Genomic DNA, 18,879 nt, shown 5'->3' on the forward strand with positions numbered 1-18,879 from the left:
TCCCCCCGTTTCTTGGCTTATCGCCAGACCCCGGGGCCTCCTAGAATCTCGGCGGGCAGCTCGTAATTCCAGAATCCGCGAGCCGCAACGACACCGCAGAGCATGGCCGAAGAAAGCGACCTCGAAAAAACCGAAGCCGCCTCTCCCAGGCGCCTGGAAAAGGCGCGCGAGGAGGGGCAGATTGCGCGTTCCCGCGAGTTGGGAACGTTCATGATGCTGGCGGCGGGCGTGGGCGCCATCTGGGTGGGCGGCAGCTCGCTCTACCGGACCCTGAGTGGCGTGTTGCGCAACGGCCTGGCGTTCGATCAGCGCATCGTTCTCGATCCCGGCGTGATGGTCGAGCGTGCGGTGGAGGGTTTCGGCCAGGCCCTGCTGGTGCTGTTGCCGATTTTCGGGCTGTTGGCTGTCATCGCCGTGTTGTCCAGCGTGCTTTTGGGCGGCATCGTCATCTCGGGCAAGCCCCTGCAGTTCAATTTCTCCAAGCTCAGCCCCATTTCCGGGGTGAAGCGGATGTTCTCGTCACAGACGGTGGTGGAGCTCATCAAGGCGCTGGCCAAGGCCGCGCTGGTCGGCGGCGTGGCGGTCTGGGTCATCTGGCGCTACCACGACGACATGCTCAGCCTGATGCACGTGGCGCCATCGGCGGCGCTGATCAAGGCGCTGACGCTGGTGGCGATGTGCTGCGCCTTCATCGTGGCGTCGCTGATGATCATTGTCATGCTGGACGTGCCGTGGCAGATCTGGAGCCACCTGAAGAAGCTGCGCATGTCCAAGGAAGACGTGCGCCAGGAACACAAGGAAAGCGAAGGCGACCCTCACGTGAAGGCGCGCATCCGGCAGCAGCAGCGCCAGGCGGCGCGCCGCCGCATGATGGCAGAGGTGCCGAAGGCGGACGTGGTGGTCACCAACCCCACGCACTACGCCGTGGCCCTGAAGTACGACGAGGAAAAGAGCGGCGCACCGCGGGTGCTGGCCAAGGGTACGGGCCTGATCGCAGCCAAGATCCGCGAGCTTGCCGCCGAGAACCGCATCCCCACATTGGAAGCGCCGCCCTTGGCGCGCGCATTGCATCAACACGTGGAGCTTGGGCAGGAAATCCCGTCCGAACTCTACACCGCGGTGGCAGAAGTGCTGGCGTGGGTCTTCCAGCTGCGCTCCTGGCGGGCCGGTTGGGGCGCCGAGCCGACGGCCCCGACCCGGTTGCCCGTGCCGGTCGAGCTGGACCCGCAAGCCAAAACCGCAGCACAAGGAGCTTAAGGAATGAGCGCTTTGCTCACCATGTTGAAAAGTAACGGGGCCACGCATGCGCGGCTGCTGGCAGGGCCCATCCTGATCGTGATGGTGCTGGGCATGATGGTTTTGCCCCTGCCCACGTTCCTGCTCGACCTGCTGTTCACCTTCAACATCGCGTTGTCCGTGATGATCCTGCTGGTGGCCATGTTTACGCGCAAGCCGCTGGATTTCGCGGCATTTCCGGCCGTGCTGCTGTTCGCCACGCTGCTGCGCCTGTCGTTGAACGTCGCTTCCACCCGCGTGGTGCTGCTCCATGGCCACACCGGGCCCGACGCCGCGGGCAAGGTCATCGAGGCCTTCGGCCACTTCCTGGTCGGCGGCAACTTCGCCGTGGGGATCATCGTCTTCGTGATCCTGACCATCATCAACTTCATCGTCATCACCAAGGGCGCGGGCCGTATCGCCGAGGTGGGCGCGCGCTTCACCCTGGACGCGATGCCGGGCAAGCAGATGGCGATCGACGCGGACCTGAACGCGGGCCTGATCGGCGAAGACGAGGCGCGCAAGCGCCGCGCGGAAGTCTCCCAGGAATCCGACTTCTTCGGCTCGATGGACGGCGCCAGCAAGTTTGTGCGCGGCGACGCCATCGCCGGCCTGCTGATCATGGCGATCAACATCATCGGCGGTTTGATCGTGGGCGTCGCCCAGCATGACATGTCGATGGGTGATTCGGCGCGCGTCTACACGCTGCTGACCATCGGCGACGGCCTGGTGGCCCAGATCCCGGCGCTGGTGATCTCGACCGCGGCGGGCGTGGTGGTGTCGCGCGTTTCGACCGACCAGGACATCGGCCAGCAGATTCTCAGCCAGCTGTTCTCCAACCCCAGCGTGCTGTTCCTGACCGCCGGTATCGTCGGCATCATGGGCCTGATCCCCAATATGCCGCACGTTGCATTCCTGACCCTGGCCGGCGCGCTGGCCTGGGGCGGCTGGATGCTGTACAAGCGACAAGCCGCGGCAGCGGCCGCGGCGGCCGAGGTGCCGCCACAGGCGATTACGCAGGCACAGGCCGCGGCGGCCGAGGCCAGTTGGGACGACGTGTCCATGGTGGACCAGCTAGGCCTTGAGGTCGGCTACCGCCTGATCCCGCTGGTGGACCACGCCCAGAATGGTGAACTGCTGCACCGCATCCGCAGCCTGCGCAAGAAATTCGCGCAGGACGTAGGCTTTTTGCCCCCGGTCGTGCATATCCGCGACAACCTGGAGCTCAAGCCCAACGATTACCGCATCCTGCTGTCCGGCGTGGAGGTCGGTCACGGCGTCGCCATGCCTGGCCAGTGGCTGGCCATCGACCCGGGCGGCGTGACCGTGCAGATCAAGGGCACGCCCACGACCGATCCCGCCTTCGGCTTGCCGGCGCTGTGGATCGACGGCAGTCTGCGCGATCAGGCGCAGGTGGCGGGCTACACAGTGGTTGATGCGGGTACCGTGGTCGCTACCCATCTGAATCACCTGATGCATCGTCACGGTTCCAATCTGCTGGGCCGCCAGGAAGTGCAGCAATTGTTGGACCGCATTGGACGCGATGCGCCCAAGCTGGTCGAAGATCTGGTGCCCAAGACCCTGTCGCTCACGGCATTGCAGAAGGTATTGCAGGGCCTGCTGTCGGAAGAGGTGCCGATCCGCGATATGCGCACCATCATCGACACCTTGTCCGAGCACGGTCCGCGCCTGGCGGCGCTGGCCGCGGGTACGGGCAGCCAGCCCGACATCAACGAACTGATCGCGCTGACGCGCCGTTCGCTGGGCCGCGCCATCACCCAGCAATGGTTCCCTGGAGAGGGCGAGCTGCGGGTGATTGGCCTGGACGTGAAGCTTGAGCGTGTGCTTTCGCAGGCGATGACGACCAGCGGCGGCCTGGAACCCGGGCTGGCAGATACCTTGCTGCGCGAAGCGCAGGCTGCGGTCGAACGCCAGGAATCGCAAGGCAACGCGCCGGTGCTGCTGGTGTCTCCGGTCTTGCGTGCGCCTTTGTCGCGCTTCCTGCGGCACCATCTGCCGCAGCTGGGCGTGTTGTCGAATACGGAAATACCCGATGAGCGCATGGTGCGTGTTACCGCGCTGATCGGCGGAGGTAATGGGGCATGAAGATAAGCCGATTTTTTGGGGCGAATAGCCGCGATGTGATGCGCCAGGTCCGGCAGGTGCTGGGCCCGGACGCGCTGATCGTGTCGAACCGCAGCGTCGATGGCGGCGTGGAGGTGCTGGCCACCGTCGAAGGCGCTTTTGACGATGCCGCCCATGAGGCCGCGCCGCGCCAGGACGCCGCGCCCGTCCGGCCGCCCGAAGCGCCGCCGCCTGCGGGCATGCGCTTCGATCTGCCTGAGCAGGCAGGGCGCGCGTCCACGCCTGTGATGCCGCCGAGCGGATATGCGGCGCCGTCGCGTTCGATCGCCGCATACCAGACCGCTTACGCTTCTTCGACACAGCCTGAAGATGAGACGCCCCAGGTTGCTCCGATAGCGCCCCAGCCGGTGGCGCCCGTGCGGGTTGAATTGCCATCGCTGCCGCCGTTGCGCCAGGTCCCCACAGATCAGTCCGCTGCATCCGCTGCCGCGCCTGGCGCTCCTGCCGCCGCATCCGCATATGCTGCCGCGCCGGCAGGGTTGGTCCCGGCGGCGCCTGTAGCCTATGCGGGCCAGCCGGCAAGCGCGGCTCCAGCGCCTGCGGCCTATACGCCGTCCACGCCCCAACCGGCACCCGCGCCTGCCATGGCCCGCATGCCGGACGCGCCGTTGCGTCAGCCGCCGGTTTTGCCGCCTGCGGCGATGCCGGCCGACGCCGCAGCCGGACTGCAGGACGCCATCAGCGCGCTGCGCGGCGCTTTGGAAAGCCGCATGGATGGCCTGCTCTGGGGCGGCCGCCAAGGGCCAGGTCGGGAACCCGCGGGCGCGGCTCTGTTCCGCAGCCTGCTGGATGCTGGGTTCAGCACCAAGCTGGTGCGCACGCTGGTGGAGCGCCTGCCGGAAGGAATGACGCCGGAAGCGGCGCTGAGCTGGGCCCGCAACGAACTGGTGACCCACCTGCCCGTGCTGCGTTCCGAGGATGAGTTCCTGGCTGGCGGCGTATATGCCCTGGTCGGTCCGACCGGTGTGGGCAAGACGACCACGCTGGCCAAGCTGGCCGCACGTTGCGTGGCGCGCGAGGGGCGCGAGCAGGTCGCGATGCTGACCACCGACAATTTCCGGATCGGCGCGCTGGAACAGCTGCAGATCTACGGACGCCTGATGGGCGTGCCCGCCCACTCCGTGCGCGACGCGGGCGAGTTGCGCCGCATCCTGGCTGAATTGGGCAGCCGCAAGATCGTGCTGATCGATACCACCGGCATCAGCCAGCGCGATCGCCAGGTGGCGGAACAGGCAGCCATGCTGTGCAACGCGGGCAAACCCGTGCGCCGGCTACTGGTGCTCAACGCGGCCAGTCAAGGCGACACGCTGGATGAAGTGGCGCATGCATATCGCAATGGCGTGGGCGAGGACGTCGCCGGTTGCATCATTACCAAGCTGGACGAGGCTACGCGCCTGGGCGCGGCGCTGGATACGGCCATCCGTCATCGCTTGCCCATCCATTACATGTCGGTCGGGCAGAAAGTGCCGGAACACATGGAGCTGGCCCGCGCCGACGTGCTGATCGACCGCGTCTTCTCGATGGTCGAGCGCGCCCGCGCGCTGTACACCCCTAGCGAGGCAGACCTCGCTACGCTGGTGTCCGCGTCGCGGGAGCCGGAAAGCGTGGATCCAGCGCGCAAGCGGCAATTGCTGGCGTCCGCCATCCTGCGTCCACAAGGCGGCGCGGGGTCCATCGAGGCCGCGCAGAACCTGGACGACGCGATCACCTGGCTGGAAAGCGATCCCGCCTGCGTACAGGCTCGCGCATCCTGGCGCGGCTATGTCGGCGACAGTTCGGGCGCGAGCGTAGCCGCCTTGGGCGATGACCCCTTGGCGATGGTGCGTCGAGAGTTTTCCGCGGTTTGCGGACGGCACCTGCTTGCCATGCATGGCAAAGCCGCCATGAAGGGGGAGGGCCTCCCGGGCGGGGCCTTGCTGGGCACGCTGCTGATGAGTGATCGCGGCACGGCTTTGGCGGCACCGGCGCAGCAATTGGTGCTGCCGCACGGCCTGTTGTCCTCCTTTGCGCCAGCGGCGCCGGCGCAGCCGGACGCGGCCCTGGCGCTACAGGCGCGAGTGGCCTGGCTGGCCGAGAAACTGGCGCGCGTCCCGGTCGTACACATGCTGGAAACCGGTACTTCCGCCTTGTGGCCAGCTTTGAACGAGCAGGGCGTTGCCTGGGTTGCGCGCAGCGCTGGCGGGCAGCGCGTCATCCAGGATGACTGCCCGACCAATTTGAATGCCGTGGGCAAGAGCGTGGGCTATCTGCCCGTCGGCCAACCTGGCGACATGCCGGGGCTGCACAGCGTCCAGGGCAGCAAGCGCGTGCCCCTGGCGTTGTGGGCCTCAGGTACGGAAGTGATCCTGCCGGGCCGCAACGGTGGCGAGCCCGTCCGGCTGGTCTGCGCCCGGCTGATCGACACGGTCAGTGGCGAGGTGGCCGGACAGTTGTTCGGCATGACCAATCTGCCCGCGTCCCAAGCGGATGCCGCCACCGTGGCGCGCTGGCTGGTGCTGCAGGATGAGGCCAAGGCGGGGTTCCGCTATATGGCGAATGCGTGGCAGGCTTTGCCGGCGGTGGACGGCGCTCATGCCTTGGCGCGCCAATCGCTAATGGCCGGCCAGATGGGCGCGGCATGTTGGCAGCTGGCGCATACGCCGGCAGCGGAAGTGCTGCGCGGCCCCCTGTCGGGCATCATGGGAACGGATCGCAAGCTGTCCGGGCGCATGTTGCCTGTGGCTTTGCTGAAGATGTATGCGATGTTGGAAATGACGGCGGGGTGACGACGGCCGTTGTTGCAGTGGCTTTGCGCAAATATGTGATGGGTTGCGCGCGATAGCGAGGTGGGATCTTGCGCGCGAACTGGCGCGCTTTACCCATCCTGCCAGGTTCAACCAGCCACGATGGGCTTGCGGCCCGGGCCGCTGCGTGCGCCACGCCCGCGGGCGTCGTAAGTGGACACGGTGCCACCCGCCGCGCCCAAGCCGCGCAGGGCGTCCAGCGACTGCTGCGTGTAGCGCAGGTGCACGTCGATGAGCGCGCCGTTGCGCAGGTTGATTTCGTTGGCGGATGCCGATTTACTGAGCAAAGCCTGCCAGACGCCGGACAGTTGCGGGTGCAGAACAGCCGCCTGCTCGGTGCCGGTGTGCCCGGCGGGCAGACCAATTTCCGCGAGCAGGGAGTCCCGGACCTGGCTCAGGTCCACAAGCTTGCGGGCGACGTCGCCCTTGCGCTCGGTGATTTCCTGCAGCGTGCCGACGCTTCCCAAGCCCACCAGCACCTCGGTCTCTTCTTCCAGAATGGCGGAGAACTCGGTGATCAGGGCATCTTCCTGGCGCATGCAGGATTGCAGGGATTCGACGGTGCTCATGGTCATGCTGTTGGACTCGGGAGATTCGGGGTTACTTCAGCAAATCGCGGGCGCTGGCAATCAGACTGTCCGCGATGCGGCCGGTGTCGATCTTCAACTGACCCGATGCGATTGCCGCACGGATGGCGGCGACGCGTTCAACGTTGATGTCATTGGAGCCGTCCTGCAGCGCCAACAGTTTGCGCGACGCCGAGCTCAGCGCCACCTGCGAGCTGCTGGAGCCGGTGGCGCTACTGGCGCCATAGGCCTGGGCAACCGCCGAGTCGGCGCGGGGCGCGACGGCGTCAGCCGATAGGGGGCGGTTGGTGGTCGAATTGATCTTCAAGATTTTCTCCGCAGGGCGTCCTGGGTCGGTTGTGCGACGGTTTCGCCTACTTATGCCTCAGTAACGGCAGGGCCGGACGGAACTTTAGGGGCAGGCGGCGTGTTGGTGCAATGCGACATGTAACAACAATTACAGTTGTATTTCGACCAGGCCGGCGTTGCGCACCACGCCGCTGACCACTTGGCCGCCTGCGGTGCGGACCTGCACGGTTGCGCCGGGTGCGGCGTTGTCGAGCGCCAGGCCTTCGCTGCTGACGACGAAGCCCTTCCCGCGCGCGTTGATGCGGACGTTGGCGCCGCGCACCACCGATTGTGCGTTGCGCAATCCGGAAGCCCGCACCGCTTGTCCCGCATTGATCCGGTGCACGGCCGACATGCCCACCACGGTTTGCGGATCTGTAATCGCGCCAGGGGGCAGGGAGACCAAATCGCCGTCTCTTGGGGCGAGGTCGTCCGGCGTCAGGGCCTGCCCCGCAGCAATCATGCGGGCGGCGACGTAGTAGTGGCCCGGCACGCTCACCGTCGCCTGGACATACGCCGTCCAGGGCTTGGGCGAGTTGCAGCGCACCCCGACCGTCATGCGTGAACGCAGTTTCATACCCGAGGGCATAAACGGGGACATGGCGTCGCAAGGCGCCAGGCGTTCCGCGCGCGGCGGGTCTATCGCGATCGAGGGCTGCCCTGGAAGGCCGGCCAGTTGATCCAGCAGATAGGTTTGCGCGGCAAGAGCGATCGCCTCGGGGGCCTGAACGGCGGCTTCCTGCCCCTGCGCGGCGGCCAGGGGCAGCAGCAGGGCTGCCAGGCAGCCTGCGCGCGCGCGGAGTCGGAGTGCGGATATTTTCATGATGGAGGAATTGTAGAAGTCCGCGGCATTCGGCAATACGTGAATTGGATGAGAAATGACGGGTTATTTGGCTGATTGTGTTGAGCGCCCGGCCCCTATGATGCCGTCATCCAATGGGATAACGGTCTGTCCGGCGTCCCTGGCTTTATCTGAATTGCAACGCACCAAGGCGCCCCGATGCTAGACAGGCTTAATGAAGATTTTCGGTTCTTCCAGCAGTCCCTGGGACTGCGCGCGCAACGCCAGGAAGTGCTGTCGTCGAACATCGCCAATGCCGATACGCCCAACTACAAGGCGCGCGATTTCGACTTCAAGACGGCCATGGCCAACGCCATGGAAGGCACGAAACGCCTGCCCGACACCGCGCTCACGCTGACTGCCGCTCGCCATATCCCGGCCAAGGCCGTATCGCAAGGTCCGACGGAACTCCTGTACCGCCTGCCGTACCAGCCGAGCATGGATGGCAACACGGTGGACATGGACATCGAACGCGTGCAGTTCGCGGATAACACCCTGCATTACCAAAGCACGATGCAGATGCTGTCTGGCCGTATCCGGACCATGATGGCCGCAATTCAGGAATGATTCTTTAAAGGGAGCGGCAGGCAATGTCCTTGTTGAGCATTTTCGATATCGCCGGTTCGGCGCTCAGCGCGCAATCGCAGCGCATGAACGTGGCGGCCAGCAACATGGCCAACGCCGACAGCGTGGTTGGCCCCGACGGCAAACCCTACCGCGCCCGTCAGGTCGTGTTCCAGGTGAATCCCCCGGCCGGCCAGGCGCTGGGCCAGGAAATCGGCGGCGTGCGCGTGGCTGGCGTGGTCGAAGACCAGTCCCCCTTGAAGCAGGTCTATGACCCGCAGCACCCCATGGCCGACGCGCAGGGTTACGTCAGCATGCCCAATGTCGACCCGGTGGCCGAAACCGTGAACATGATCGCAGCCTCGCGCTCTTACCAGGCAAACGTGGAAGTGCTCAACACCGCCAAGGCCCTGATGCAGAAGACCCTGACCATCGGCCAGTCCTAATTTCCGGAACCAGTTAATCCATGACCACTATCGACCAATCGACGAGCAAGACCGGCTTGGGCCTGGCTCAAACGGGCGCCAATAGCAGCAGCACGGCGCAAGGCCTGCAGGACCAGTTCCTGAAACTGCTGGTCACGCAGCTGCAGAACCAGGATCCCCTGAACCCGATGCAGAATGCCGAGCTGACCTCCCAGCTGGCGCAGATCTCCACGGTGGAAGGCATCACCAACCTGAAGAACACCATGCTCGCCATCAGCGGCCAGATCGACGTGTCGCAGTCGATGAATGCCGTGGCCATGATAGGCAAGGGCGTGCTGATTCCCGGCTCCAAGATCAAGTCTGGCGTGGATGCGGCAAATCCCGAGGCCCGCGTCGTCACGCCTTACGGTCTGGACCTGCAGGGCGATGCCCAGAAAGTGCAGATCCGCATTTCCGACGCCAATGGCGCGGTCGTGCGCACGATCGAAACGACAGACCAGAAGCCCGGCGTGTACACGCTGTCCTGGGATGGCAAGAACGATAACGGCATTGTGCTGGAACCGGGCGCGTACACCGTGTCCGTCCTGGCTACGGATGCCGATGGCAAGAAGGTGAATGCGGAAGTCCTGAGCTACGGCCAGGTCAAGAGCGTGGCGTACTCCACTGAAGGCCTGAGGCTGGATCTGGGCCTGGAAGGCCAGACCAGCATGCTGGACGTGCGCAAGGTGATCGGCGCCTGAAGCGGGCGCAATGTATCGGTGCCGGCGCAAGGGCGGCGGCTTCCCCTAGTTAAAGATTAGCGAGAACAAACATGGGTTTCGGACAAGGATTGAGCGGCTTGAACGCCGCAGCGCAGAACCTGGACGTCATCGGCAACAACATCGCCAACTCCGGCACGGTCGGCTTCAAGTCCGCCACCGCGTCGTTCGCCGACGTTTACGCCAGTTCGCGCGTCGGCCTGGGCGTGAAGGTTGCGGCCATCAACCAGCGCTTTACCGTGGGTACGGTGAACGGCGGCGGCGGCGAATACGACATCGCCATTGACGGCGCCAAGGGCATGTTCCGCGTAACCGACCAGAGCGGTGCGGTGATGTACACCCGCAACGGCGAATTCCTGGTCGACAAGAACAATTTCATCATCAACGCACAGGGCTATCGTCTGACGGGTTATCCGCCGGGCTCCGTGGGTGCGAATCCGGTGGAATTGCAGCTGCCTACTGCCAACGTGGCGCCGAAGGCGACTTCCACTGGCACCACCGTGGCCAACCTGGATGCCAACGCGAAAGTCATCTACGAAACGGATACGCAAACCAAGGCACCCGTCCTTGGAAGGGTCACGTTGGGCACGGCGCCCGCCACTGTGTACACCTTCAGCCGTGATGCTACGGGAACGGCAACGCTGGAGGATACCGTGCCGGCCGGTCTCGGGCTGCCGGCCCCGGGCTCCACCTTCACCGTCGGTACGGAAACGGTAACCGTGGGCGCGGGCGGCGTGATTACGGGTGGTGATCTGTCGAAGATGGGGGCGTTTACTGAGTACACGGCGGCTGTCGTCGAAACTGGCAAGCCGTTCGACCCGAAGCTGTCCAACTCCTATACCAACGCCTCGCCGATGACGGTGTTCGACTCGCTGGGCAATTCCCATCAGGTCATGCAGTACTTCGTGAAGCGCCCCGCAGCTACTGCGGATACCAGCACGTACGACGTTTACTACACGATCGACGGGCAGGCCATGGCGCCGACCACCGAAGCGGGCGGAGTCTGGGGCAACCCGCAGAAGTTCACCTTTAACAAGGCCGGCGTGATGACCAGCGCACCTGTCGTCAACCTGTCCTTCGCCAACCCGGGCGGCGGCACCACGCCCGCAGATCCGATCAACATTGCGATGAACTACGCCGGCACCACACAGTTCGGCAGCGCCTACAAGCTGGTAGCCAAGCCGGACGGATACGCTTCCGGCGAGTTCAGCGGCATCAACATCAGTGGTGACGGCAGCATAGTGGCGAGCTACACAAACGGCGAGACCCAGGTTGTCGGCACCATCGTGCTGGCTGACTTCTCCAACCTGCAGGGGCTGCAGCCCGTGGGCAACAACGCCTGGACGGAAACCTCCGCCTCCGGCCAGCCCATCCTGGGCCAGCCCGGCACCAACGGCCTCTCCAAGGTCGTGGGCCAGGCCACGGAGTCGTCCAACGTCGACATGAGCAAGGAACTGGTCAACATGATCATCGCCCAGCGCACGTACCAGGCCAACTCGCAGACCATCAAGACCCAGGACGAAATCATGCAAGTCCTGATGAATCTGAAGTAAGCCGGGCAGGCACGAGACGACACCGACGGAATAGGCAATGGACCGTATCATCTACACCGCCATGAATGGCGCGGCGCGCATCACTGAGCATCAGGCCGCGCTTTCCAACAACATGGCCAACGTGAACACGGCGGGTTTCCGCGAGCAGATCGCGCTGTACCGCTCCGTGCCGGTCACGGATGGGACGAGTCTGCCCACGCGTGTTTCGACGGTGGCGTCCACGCCGCGCAACAGCTTCCAGATGGGCAATATGCAGACCACGGGCCGGGACCTGGACGTGGCGCTGTCCAGCGAGCGTGGCTGGATCGCCGTGCAGACGCCGCAGGGCGAGGCGTACACCCGCGCCGGCAGCCTGCAGGTCGGCATCAATGGCTTGTTGCAGACCTCGTTGGGCCAACCCGTGTTGTCGGACCAGGGCGGCCCCATCGACGTGCCCGACCAGGCCGCGCTGACCATCACCGCGGACGGCACCATTACCGCCATCGGCGCAGGCGACGCGCCGAACAACATCCTGAACCTGGGCCGGATCAAACTGGCCAGCCCGCAGAACGAGCAGCTGGTGCACGGTGACGATGGCGTCTTCCGCATGGCGCCCGTCAATGGCCAACCCGCGCCTCCGGTGCCTGCCGACCCCAGCCTGCGGCTGTTGTCGGGCGTGCTGGAAGGCAGCAACACCAATCCGATGGCGGCGATGGTCGGCATGATCGCCAACGCCCGCCGCTTCGAGCAGCAGATGCAGGTGATCCAGCAGTCGGACCGCAACGCCGAGCGCGCCAACGGCATCCTGTCGGTAAGCGCGTGATACGGCAACTGAACTAGAAACATTTTTTGCGCGCGGCCGGGCCGCGGCACCAGGAGTACTTCATCATGATGCGTTCGTTGTGGATCGCCAAGACGGGTCTGGAAGGTCAGCAGACCTCCATGGACGTGATTTCGAACAACTTGGCCAACGTTTCGACCAATGGCTTCAAGCGTGGTCGCGCCGTGTTCCAGGACCTGATGTACCAGACGCTGCGTCAGCCTGGCGCCCAAGTCGGCGACGCTACCCAGCTGCCGTCGGGCCTGCAACTGGGTACCGGTGCGCGCGTGGCCGCGACCGAGCGCATCCACACCGCCGGCAATCTGAACAACACAGGCAGCGAGATGGATATCGCCATCAATGGCCGTGGTTTCCTGCAGGTCGAACTGCCTGACGGCACCCAGGCCTACACCCGCGACGGCGCACTGCAACGCGACCAGAACGGCCAGTTGACGACCGTCAGCGGCTACGTGATCCAGCCGCCGATGAACATCCCCGACAATGCGCTGTCGATCTCCATTGGTAACGACGGCATCGTTTCGGTGACGCAGCCCGGCGCCGCTGGCATCAACGTGCAGATCGGCCAGCTGCAGATCGCCACGTTCATCAACCCCACCGGCTTGCAGAGCGTCGGCGAGAACCTGTACCTGGAGACCGACGCTTCGGGACCCGCCAACCTGTTGCAGCCTGGCGTGGACGGCGCCGGTTCGATCATGCAGAAGTACGTTGAAACCTCCAACGTCAACGTCGCTGAAGAGCTGGTCAACATGATCACCACCCAGCGCGCCTACGAAATGAACAGCAAGGCCGTCAAGACCTCGGACGAAATGCTGGCCCGCCTGACCCAACTGTGATGCCCATGTCTGTCCTGCGCCTGGTATCGAGTGCGGCCCTGGCTATGCTGGTGGCCGGTTGCGCCATGATCCCGCCCGAGCCCATCGTGACCGGGCCGACGACGGCGGCGCCGCCGCCGCCGCCCACGCCCATGGCGCAGCCCACGGGCTCGATCTATCAGCCGACGACCTACGGCAACTATCCCTTGTTCGAGGACCGCCGGCCGCGCAACGTGGGCGATATCGTCACCATCGTCCTGAACGAAAAGACCAACGCTTCCAAGAACGTCGCCACCAACACCAACCGCAGCGGCAGCGCTTCCCTGGGCATCGCCGCCGCGCCGTCCTTCATGGATAGCTGGGCCAATGCCAACCTGAACACCGACGCCAAGGGCGGCAATGTGTCGCAGGGCAAGGGCGACAGCACGGCGAACAATGCCTTTACCGGCACCATCACGACCACGGTGGTGGGGGTGATGTCCAACGGCAACCTGCAGGTCGCGGGCGAAAAGCAGATCGCCATCAACCGGGGCAGCGAATTTGTGCGCTTCTCCGGCGTAGTCGATCCGCGCTCCATTACCGGCACCAACACCGTGTCGTCCACGCAGGTGGCCGACGCCCGCATCGAGTACCGCAGCAAAGGCGTCATGGACGAAGTCCAGACCATGGGCTGGCTGCAACGCTTCTTCCTGATCGCTTCGCCGTTCTGAACATGAAACAACCGAATCCGATATCCGCCTTGGTGTCCTTGTTGGCGCGCGTCTGCATTTCGGTCGGGCTGATGGCCGGCGCGGGTGCGGCGCACGCCGAACGGCTCAAGGACCTGGCGTCGATCCAGGGCGTGCGGGGCAACCAGCTGATCGGCTATGGCCTGGTCGTGGGTCTGGATGGCAGTGGCGACCAGGTGCGGCAGACGCCGTTCACGCAGCAAAGTCTGACCAATATGTTGTCGCAGCTGGGCATTACCGTTCCGCCCGGCAGCAATATGCAATTGAAGAACGTGGCCGCGGTCATGGTCACGACCACGCTGCCGGCTTTCGCCCGTCCGGGCCAGACGCTGGACGTGGTGGTTTCGTCCATGGGCAACGCCAAGAGCTTGCGCGGAGGCACATTGCTGATGACCCCGCTCAAGGGGGCCGATAGCCAGGTCTACGCGATCGCCCAGGGCAATATCCTGGTGGGCGGCGCAGGCGCCTCCGCCGGTGGCTCCAGCGTGCAGATCAACCAGTTGAATGGCGGGCGCATCAGCGCGGGCGCCATCGTAGAGCGCGGCGTGCCCACCACGTTCGCGCGTGACGGCTACGTTTATGTGGAACTGAACAATACCGATTTCGGCACGGCGCAGAATGTGGCCATGGCGTTGAACCGCAAGTTCGGCCAAGGCACCGCCACTGCGCTGGACGGTCGCGTGGTGCAGGTCCGCACTCCGATGGATCAGGCTTCGCAGGCGCGCTTCCTGTCGCAACTCGAAGACTTGCAGGTGGCGCGCGCGCCCACGGTGGCCAAGGTCATCATCAATGCGCGCACGGGTTCGGTCGTCATGAACCGCACCGTCATGATCGAAGAAGCCGCCGTGGCCCACGGCAATCTGTCGGTCATCATCAATCGCCAGAACCAGGTATCGCAGCCTGACACGCCTTTCACGGAAGGGCAGACGGTGGTGGTACCCAATACGCAGATCGAGGTGCGCCAGGAGAACGGTTCCCTGCAACGCGTGAGCACCAGCGCCAATCTGGCGGATGTGGTCAAGGGCTTGAACGCCCTGGGCGCCACGCCGCAGGACCTGCTGGCGATTCTGCAGGCCATGAAGACCGCCGGCGCCTTGCGCGCCGAACTGGAAATCATCTGACGGCCATGGCGTACACCAATGATGCGGCGCGCGGCGCCAGCCGGCAGGATTCGGTTTTCGACATGGGCCGCCTGTCTGACCTGAAGCGCGATGTCAAAAAGGATCCTGAGGGGACCGAGCAGCAGAAACAGGTTGCCAAGCAGTTCGAGGCCCTGTTCCTGCAGATGATGGTCAAGCGCATGCGCGAGGCGACGCCCAAGGAAGGGCTGTTCGACTCGCAGCAGACGCAGATGCTGCAGTCCATGGCGGACGAGCAGCTGGCCCTGCATCTGGCGTCGCCTGGCATCGGCCTGTCCGGCGCCATTCTGGCGCAGATGCAGCAGGGCAAGCCCGGCGAGTTGGGCGCGGATGCGGTCAAGCGCCTGGGAGAGGGCGCGGACCTCGATTTCCGCGCCGCTGGCTCGCGCGAAGTGTCGGCATTGCTGAATGTGATGCGCAATAACAGCGCGCAGAACCGGGCGCTGGCCGCTGCGGAAGGCGCGCCCGACCACGTGGTCGCCTTCGTGTCCAAGATGTCGCGCGCAGCCAATCTCGCTTCCCAGCAAAGCGGCGTGCCGGCCCGCCTCATCATGGGCCAGGCGGCGCTGGAGTCGGGCTGGGGCAAGCGCGAGATCAAGCACCAGGACGGCAGCACCAGCTACAACCTGTTCGGCATCAAGGCGGGATCCAGCTGGAAGGGGCAGGTTGTCAACGTACTGACTACTGAATACGAAGACGGCGTGGAGAAAAAGGTGACGCAACCTTTCCGCGCCTACGCGTCCTACGAGGAATCGTTCGCGGATTACGCCCGTCTGATCGGCAACAGCCCGCGCTACGAGGCCGTCACGCAGGCCCGCAACGAGATCGAGGCGGCGCGCCGGATCCAGGACGCGGGTTATGCAACGGATCCCCAGTATGCGCAAAAGTTGATCGGCGTGATGAGCCAGCTGCGGGGCGCGGCATCCAAGGTGGAAATTTCTCGCCAGATGTTGGAAGGACTCTAAATTCGGATCATCTCCTGCCGTTAATTGGATATCCAGGTATATCAGCGGTTAAATACGGGGCATTGTCAGCATGAATATGTATAAATTGGCGCTGGGCGGGCTGAACGCCGCTCAGGCAGGGCTGGCCACCACCAGCCACAATATCAACAATGCCACCACGGTCGGTTACAACCGCCAGCGCGTCATGGTTTCGACTGCCGGCGCCCAGGCGACCAGCAACGGCTACATAGGCCGAGGCGTGCAGGTCGACACGGTCGTGCGCAGCTACGACAGTTTCCTGTACAAGCAACTGGTCGGCGCTCAGGGCAGTGGCGCCCAGTTGCAGACGCAATACAACCAGGTCTCGGCAATCAACAACCTGTTCGCCGACCGCACCGTCGGCATCGCGCCAGGCCTGACCAATTTCTTCACCAGCATGAATGCGGTGGCCAGCAAGCCTGCCGACCCTGCCGCGCGCCAGGATTTGCTGGGCAAGGCCAATAGCCTGGCCACCCAGATCCGTTCGGCCTACACCGAGATGCAAAACCAGCGCATCGGCCTGAACACGCAGATCACCACGACGGTCGAGCAGGTCAACAGTTATCTGACGCGTATCGACGATCTGAACCAGCAAATCTCGCTGGCTACGGGCAAGGCGGGCGGCAGTCCTCCGAACGATCTCCTGGATCAGCGTGATCAGGCCGTCATGGAACTGAATCAGCTGGTAGGCATCACCACCTACGAACAAGGCGACAAGATCAACATTACGTTGGCCAACGGTGGCCAGGCGCTGCTATCCGGCAACACCATCTATCCGTTGCAAGCGGTGGCTGCCTCGAAGGATACGGGGCGTACCGCCATTGCCTACACGCTGCCGGCCGGCTCGGGTAAGACGGTCGCCGTGGAGCTGGACGATGCGGAAGTGACCGGCGGGTCGCTGGGCGGCCTGCTGCAGTTCCGCGCGACTTCGCTGGATGTCATGCAAAGCCAGCTGGGTCAGATGGCCGTCGGCCTGGCGCTGTCCTTCAACGAGCAGCACAAGCAGGGCCTGGACCAGAACGGCAATCCCGGCACGGACTTCTTTGGCATCGGTTCGCCGCAGGGCGTACCGAATGCGCAGAACAAGAGCAACGCGTCGCTTTCGGGTCAGTTCACGAACCTGAACAACATCAACGCCAAGGAATACGAGATTTCCTTCGACGGCACGAACTACCGCGTGCTGCGCATGCCGGAAGGTTCGCAGGTCTACAACGGTCCGGCCACCGGGACGCCGGGCACGCTGAATCTCGACAGCGAGATGGGTGTGACCCTGACCATCAGCGCGCCGCCCCAGGCTGGCGACAAATGGTCGCTGGCACCCACGCGCGATGCGGCACGCGATCTTACCGTTCTGATCTCCGATCCTTACAAGATCGCGGCGGCCGACTTAGAAGGCGGTGACGCCAACGGCAAGAACGCGCTGAAACTGGCTCAGCTGCAGAACAGCAAGGTGCTTGGTAACGGCACGATGAGCGTGAACGATATGTTCGGCCAGGTGGTGAATACGGTTGGGGTGCAAACCGCTCAACTCAAGTCCGCGGCGACCGCGCAGGCAAACCTGATCACGCAGAAGACTGCGGCGCAGCAGGCGGTCTCGGGCGTCAACCTGAACGAAGAATACGTCAGCCTGTCGCTGTACCAGGAACAGTATCAAGCCAGTGCTCGCATCATTGATGTGGCCAGCACCATGTTCGACACGCTGCTGGGTCTGCGCGGCTGATCGGATCGTTGAATCGTGACAAATAAAGAAAATTTCGGAGCTTCACCATGCGCCTGAGCACCTCGATGATGTACTCGAACGGCCTGAAGGGCGTTCTCTCTCAGGAATCCGATATGAACCGCCTGGTTGAGCAGGTGGGCAGCGGACGCAAGAACCTGACTCCGGCGGATGATCCTCTGGCCGCTGCGTTGGCCATTAGCGTGGCTCAGACGCAGAGCATGAATAATACGTATGGCATGAACCGCCAGACCGCCAGCACGAATCTGGGGCAGGAAAGCAATACGCTGACCGCTGTGACGAATGCCTTGCAGGAGGCGCGCACGCGTATCATCCAGGCCGGCGGCGTGCTGTCGGATAGCGACCGCCAAACCTTGTCCACGGCACTCAAAAGCACCCGCGATGCCTTGCTGGGGCTTGCGAACACGACGGACGGCAATGGTCAATATCTGTTCTCGGGCAATGATGGCAGTGTGATGCCGTACTCCAAGGACGCGACCGGCAAGATCGCTTATAGCAATTCTGTGGGTGAGCGGACCATTCAGGTTGACCAAAGCCGCCAATTGTCCTCCAGCGATCTGGGGAAGGACATCTTTGGGCGCGCAAACCCAGGTTCGCAAGCCTTTGTGGCTTCGACGCCCGATTCCAATACCGGCACTGCCGAGTTTGGTCCGGCATCCGTGGTGCCGGGTTCGGCAAACGCGGGCAAGAAGTTTGCCGTGCAGTTTGAGACCGACGCAGTCACCGGAGCGATCGGCTATCGCGTTACGACGACGAATCCAGACGGTTCCAGCGCGACCGTGCCGGCCGCAGGAGCTCCGGCAACCGCATACGCTGATGGAGCTACGGTCGATTTGGGCAGTGGCGTATCCGTATCGATTAAAGGCGCCCCGCAGGCTGGTGACGTGATAAATGTCGAAAGCGTCCAGTCCTCCGATATGGACGTGTTCGCTACCTTGGACGACGTGATTGCTGCGCTGGACGCGCCCAGCGCTGGCGACCCCGTCGCGACCGCCAAACTGAACAATGCACTAGCGACGGCCAACAAGAAGCTGGCGAACACCTACGACAACGTTCTCACGGTGCAGGCTTCGGTCGGCGCCAGGATGAACGAACTGGACGCACTGAACTCCACGGGTACGCAGAAAGGCCTGTCTTACTCGAAGTCTCTGTCTGATCTGGAAGAACTGGACTACTACCAAGGCGCCAGCCAGCTCGCGTTGCGCCAGGTCGCGCTGCAAGCGGCGTCGGCAGCATTCATGACCATCCAGGGATCAAGTCTGTTCAGCCGCAAGTAGCAATGCGGTAGGTTCAAAAGCGCGCCATCGGGTGCGTAGGGTTGCGCCTTTGCGGACGCTACTGGCCAGGGGCCGGGGCGTCCGTGTGTGCGTGCAGAGTAGGAAATAGTCGTTTCACATTGCT

Annotated in this window: 17 protein-coding genes; 14 read left to right on the plus strand and 3 right to left on the minus strand. The window is 64.1% G+C overall.

Annotated features, from left to right (window positions below; genetic code table 11):
• The first annotated feature begins 102 nt into the window (after nt 1-102).
• From flhB to flhF, 3 genes are read left to right on the plus strand one after another with little or no spacing between them, the layout of a single operon-like run.
• Entirely contained in the window at nt 103-1,257 is a 1,155-nt protein-coding gene (gene flhB / locus IB257_RS01300; protein ID WP_054456664.1) for a flagellar biosynthesis protein FlhB, read from the plus strand.
• A gap of 3 nt (nt 1,258-1,260) precedes the next feature.
• On the plus strand, nt 1,261-3,381 hold the full coding sequence (flhA, locus tag IB257_RS01305; RefSeq protein WP_192491746.1) for a flagellar biosynthesis protein FlhA: 2,121 nt from the start codon (nt 1,261-1,263) through the stop codon (nt 3,379-3,381).
• Nucleotides 3,378-6,185, plus strand: a complete 2,808-nt coding sequence (gene flhF, locus IB257_RS01310) for a flagellar biosynthesis protein FlhF (protein WP_192491747.1) — start codon at nt 3,378-3,380, stop codon at nt 6,183-6,185. Before flhA ends, flhF begins: the two co-directional genes overlap by 4 nt.
• Before the next feature lie 107 nt (nt 6,186-6,292).
• On the opposite strand, the gene IB257_RS01315 is transcribed toward flhF, so the two are convergent.
• The 3 genes from IB257_RS01315 to flgA all read right to left on the minus strand — a co-directional run bounded on the left by IB257_RS01315 (nt 6,293) and on the right by flgA (nt 7,940).
• Nucleotides 6,293-6,772: a flagella synthesis protein FlgN gene (locus IB257_RS01315; RefSeq protein WP_054456868.1), complete on the minus strand. Its 480-nt coding sequence runs from the start codon at nt 6,770-6,772 to the stop codon at nt 6,293-6,295.
• Between the two features lie 31 nt (nt 6,773-6,803).
• Complete coding sequence (flgM, locus tag IB257_RS01320; protein ID WP_192491748.1) at nt 6,804-7,097, minus strand: flagellar biosynthesis anti-sigma factor FlgM; 294 nt, start codon at nt 7,095-7,097, stop codon at nt 6,804-6,806.
• A gap of 129 nt (nt 7,098-7,226) precedes the next feature.
• A complete protein-coding gene (gene flgA, locus IB257_RS01325) occupies nt 7,227-7,940 on the minus strand; it encodes a flagellar basal body P-ring formation chaperone FlgA (protein WP_192491749.1) in 714 nt (237 codons plus the stop codon).
• Between the two features lie 177 nt (nt 7,941-8,117).
• Between flgA and flgB the strand changes: the two genes are divergently transcribed.
• The 11 genes from flgB (at nt 8,118) to flgL (ending at nt 18,755) form a co-directional block, all read left to right on the plus strand.
• Entirely contained in the window at nt 8,118-8,525 is a 408-nt protein-coding gene (gene flgB, locus IB257_RS01330; RefSeq protein ID WP_054456668.1) for a flagellar basal body rod protein FlgB, read from the plus strand.
• Nucleotides 8,526-8,548: 23 nt separating this feature from the next.
• Nucleotides 8,549-8,968, plus strand: a complete 420-nt coding sequence (gene flgC / locus IB257_RS01335) for a flagellar basal body rod protein FlgC (protein ID WP_054456669.1) — start codon at nt 8,549-8,551, stop codon at nt 8,966-8,968.
• Nucleotides 8,969-8,988: 20 nt separating this feature from the next.
• Nucleotides 8,989-9,687, plus strand: coding sequence for a flagellar hook capping FlgD N-terminal domain-containing protein (locus IB257_RS01340; RefSeq protein ID WP_054456670.1), 699 nt, complete (start codon nt 8,989-8,991; stop codon nt 9,685-9,687).
• A gap of 71 nt (nt 9,688-9,758) precedes the next feature.
• Nucleotides 9,759-11,258 carry a flagellar hook-basal body complex protein gene (locus tag IB257_RS01345; RefSeq protein WP_054456671.1) on the plus strand — a complete coding sequence of 500 codons (1,500 nt, stop codon included), beginning with the start codon at nt 9,759-9,761 and terminating at the stop codon, nt 11,256-11,258.
• Between the two features lie 37 nt (nt 11,259-11,295).
• Entirely contained in the window at nt 11,296-12,060 is a 765-nt protein-coding gene (locus IB257_RS01350) for a flagellar basal body rod protein FlgF (protein ID WP_054456672.1), read from the plus strand.
• Nucleotides 12,061-12,125: 65 nt separating this feature from the next.
• Nucleotides 12,126-12,911: a flagellar basal-body rod protein FlgG gene (flgG, locus tag IB257_RS01355; protein WP_054456673.1), complete on the plus strand. Its 786-nt coding sequence runs from the start codon at nt 12,126-12,128 to the stop codon at nt 12,909-12,911.
• Nucleotides 12,911-13,600, plus strand: a complete 690-nt coding sequence (locus IB257_RS01360) for a flagellar basal body L-ring protein FlgH (protein ID WP_119452089.1) — start codon at nt 12,911-12,913, stop codon at nt 13,598-13,600. Before flgG ends, IB257_RS01360 begins: the two co-directional genes overlap by 1 nt.
• Before the next feature lie 2 nt (nt 13,601-13,602).
• Nucleotides 13,603-14,739, plus strand: a complete 1,137-nt coding sequence (locus IB257_RS01365) for a flagellar basal body P-ring protein FlgI (RefSeq protein ID WP_119452088.1) — start codon at nt 13,603-13,605, stop codon at nt 14,737-14,739.
• A gap of 5 nt (nt 14,740-14,744) precedes the next feature.
• Nucleotides 14,745-15,722, plus strand: coding sequence for a flagellar assembly peptidoglycan hydrolase FlgJ (flgJ, locus tag IB257_RS01370; RefSeq protein ID WP_192491750.1), 978 nt, complete (start codon nt 14,745-14,747; stop codon nt 15,720-15,722).
• 70 nt (nt 15,723-15,792) lie between these two features.
• Nucleotides 15,793-17,460 (plus strand): flagellar hook-associated protein FlgK, encoded by a 1,668-nt coding sequence (gene flgK, locus IB257_RS01375; RefSeq protein WP_119452087.1) that lies wholly within the window; start codon nt 15,793-15,795, stop codon nt 17,458-17,460.
• 47 nt (nt 17,461-17,507) lie between these two features.
• Entirely contained in the window at nt 17,508-18,755 is a 1,248-nt protein-coding gene (gene flgL, locus IB257_RS01380; RefSeq protein WP_175163434.1) for a flagellar hook-associated protein FlgL, read from the plus strand.
• The last annotated feature ends 124 nt before the right edge of the window (nt 18,756-18,879 follow it).

The sequence above is a fragment of the Achromobacter sp. ACM03 genome (assembly GCF_014851665.1).
In the GTDB taxonomy this organism is placed as follows: domain Bacteria; phylum Pseudomonadota; class Gammaproteobacteria; order Burkholderiales; family Burkholderiaceae_B; genus Achromobacter; species Achromobacter aegrifaciens.

What these genes read in the sequence shown, in the direction of transcription:
- flgB (WP_054456668.1), top strand. Translation starts at nt 8,118, where the DNA reads ATGCTAGACAGGCTTAATGAAGATTTTCGGTTCTTCCAGCAGTCCCTG.
- IB257_RS01350 (WP_054456672.1), top strand. Translation starts at nt 11,296, where the DNA reads ATGGACCGTATCATCTACACCGCCATGAATGGCGCGGCGCGCATCACT.
- IB257_RS01340 (WP_054456670.1), top strand. Translation starts at nt 8,989, where the DNA reads ATGACCACTATCGACCAATCGACGAGCAAGACCGGCTTGGGCCTGGCT.
- IB257_RS01360 (WP_119452089.1), top strand. Translation starts at nt 12,911, where the DNA reads ATGCCCATGTCTGTCCTGCGCCTGGTATCGAGTGCGGCCCTGGCTATG.
- flhF (WP_192491747.1), top strand. Translation starts at nt 3,378, where the DNA reads ATGAAGATAAGCCGATTTTTTGGGGCGAATAGCCGCGATGTGATGCGC.
- flgJ (WP_192491750.1), top strand. Translation starts at nt 14,745, where the DNA reads ATGGCGTACACCAATGATGCGGCGCGCGGCGCCAGCCGGCAGGATTCG.
- flgL (WP_175163434.1), top strand. Translation starts at nt 17,508, where the DNA reads ATGCGCCTGAGCACCTCGATGATGTACTCGAACGGCCTGAAGGGCGTT.
- flgA (WP_192491749.1), bottom strand. Translation starts at nt 7,940, where the DNA reads ATGAAAATATCCGCACTCCGACTCCGCGCGCGCGCAGGCTGCCTGGCA.
- flhB (WP_054456664.1), top strand. Translation starts at nt 103, where the DNA reads ATGGCCGAAGAAAGCGACCTCGAAAAAACCGAAGCCGCCTCTCCCAGG.
- IB257_RS01315 (WP_054456868.1), bottom strand. Translation starts at nt 6,772, where the DNA reads ATGAGCACCGTCGAATCCCTGCAATCCTGCATGCGCCAGGAAGATGCC.
- flgK (WP_119452087.1), top strand. Translation starts at nt 15,793, where the DNA reads ATGAATATGTATAAATTGGCGCTGGGCGGGCTGAACGCCGCTCAGGCA.
- flgG (WP_054456673.1), top strand. Translation starts at nt 12,126, where the DNA reads ATGATGCGTTCGTTGTGGATCGCCAAGACGGGTCTGGAAGGTCAGCAG.
- flhA (WP_192491746.1), top strand. Translation starts at nt 1,261, where the DNA reads ATGAGCGCTTTGCTCACCATGTTGAAAAGTAACGGGGCCACGCATGCG.
- flgC (WP_054456669.1), top strand. Translation starts at nt 8,549, where the DNA reads ATGTCCTTGTTGAGCATTTTCGATATCGCCGGTTCGGCGCTCAGCGCG.
- IB257_RS01365 (WP_119452088.1), top strand. Translation starts at nt 13,603, where the DNA reads ATGAAACAACCGAATCCGATATCCGCCTTGGTGTCCTTGTTGGCGCGC.
- IB257_RS01345 (WP_054456671.1), top strand. Translation starts at nt 9,759, where the DNA reads ATGGGTTTCGGACAAGGATTGAGCGGCTTGAACGCCGCAGCGCAGAAC.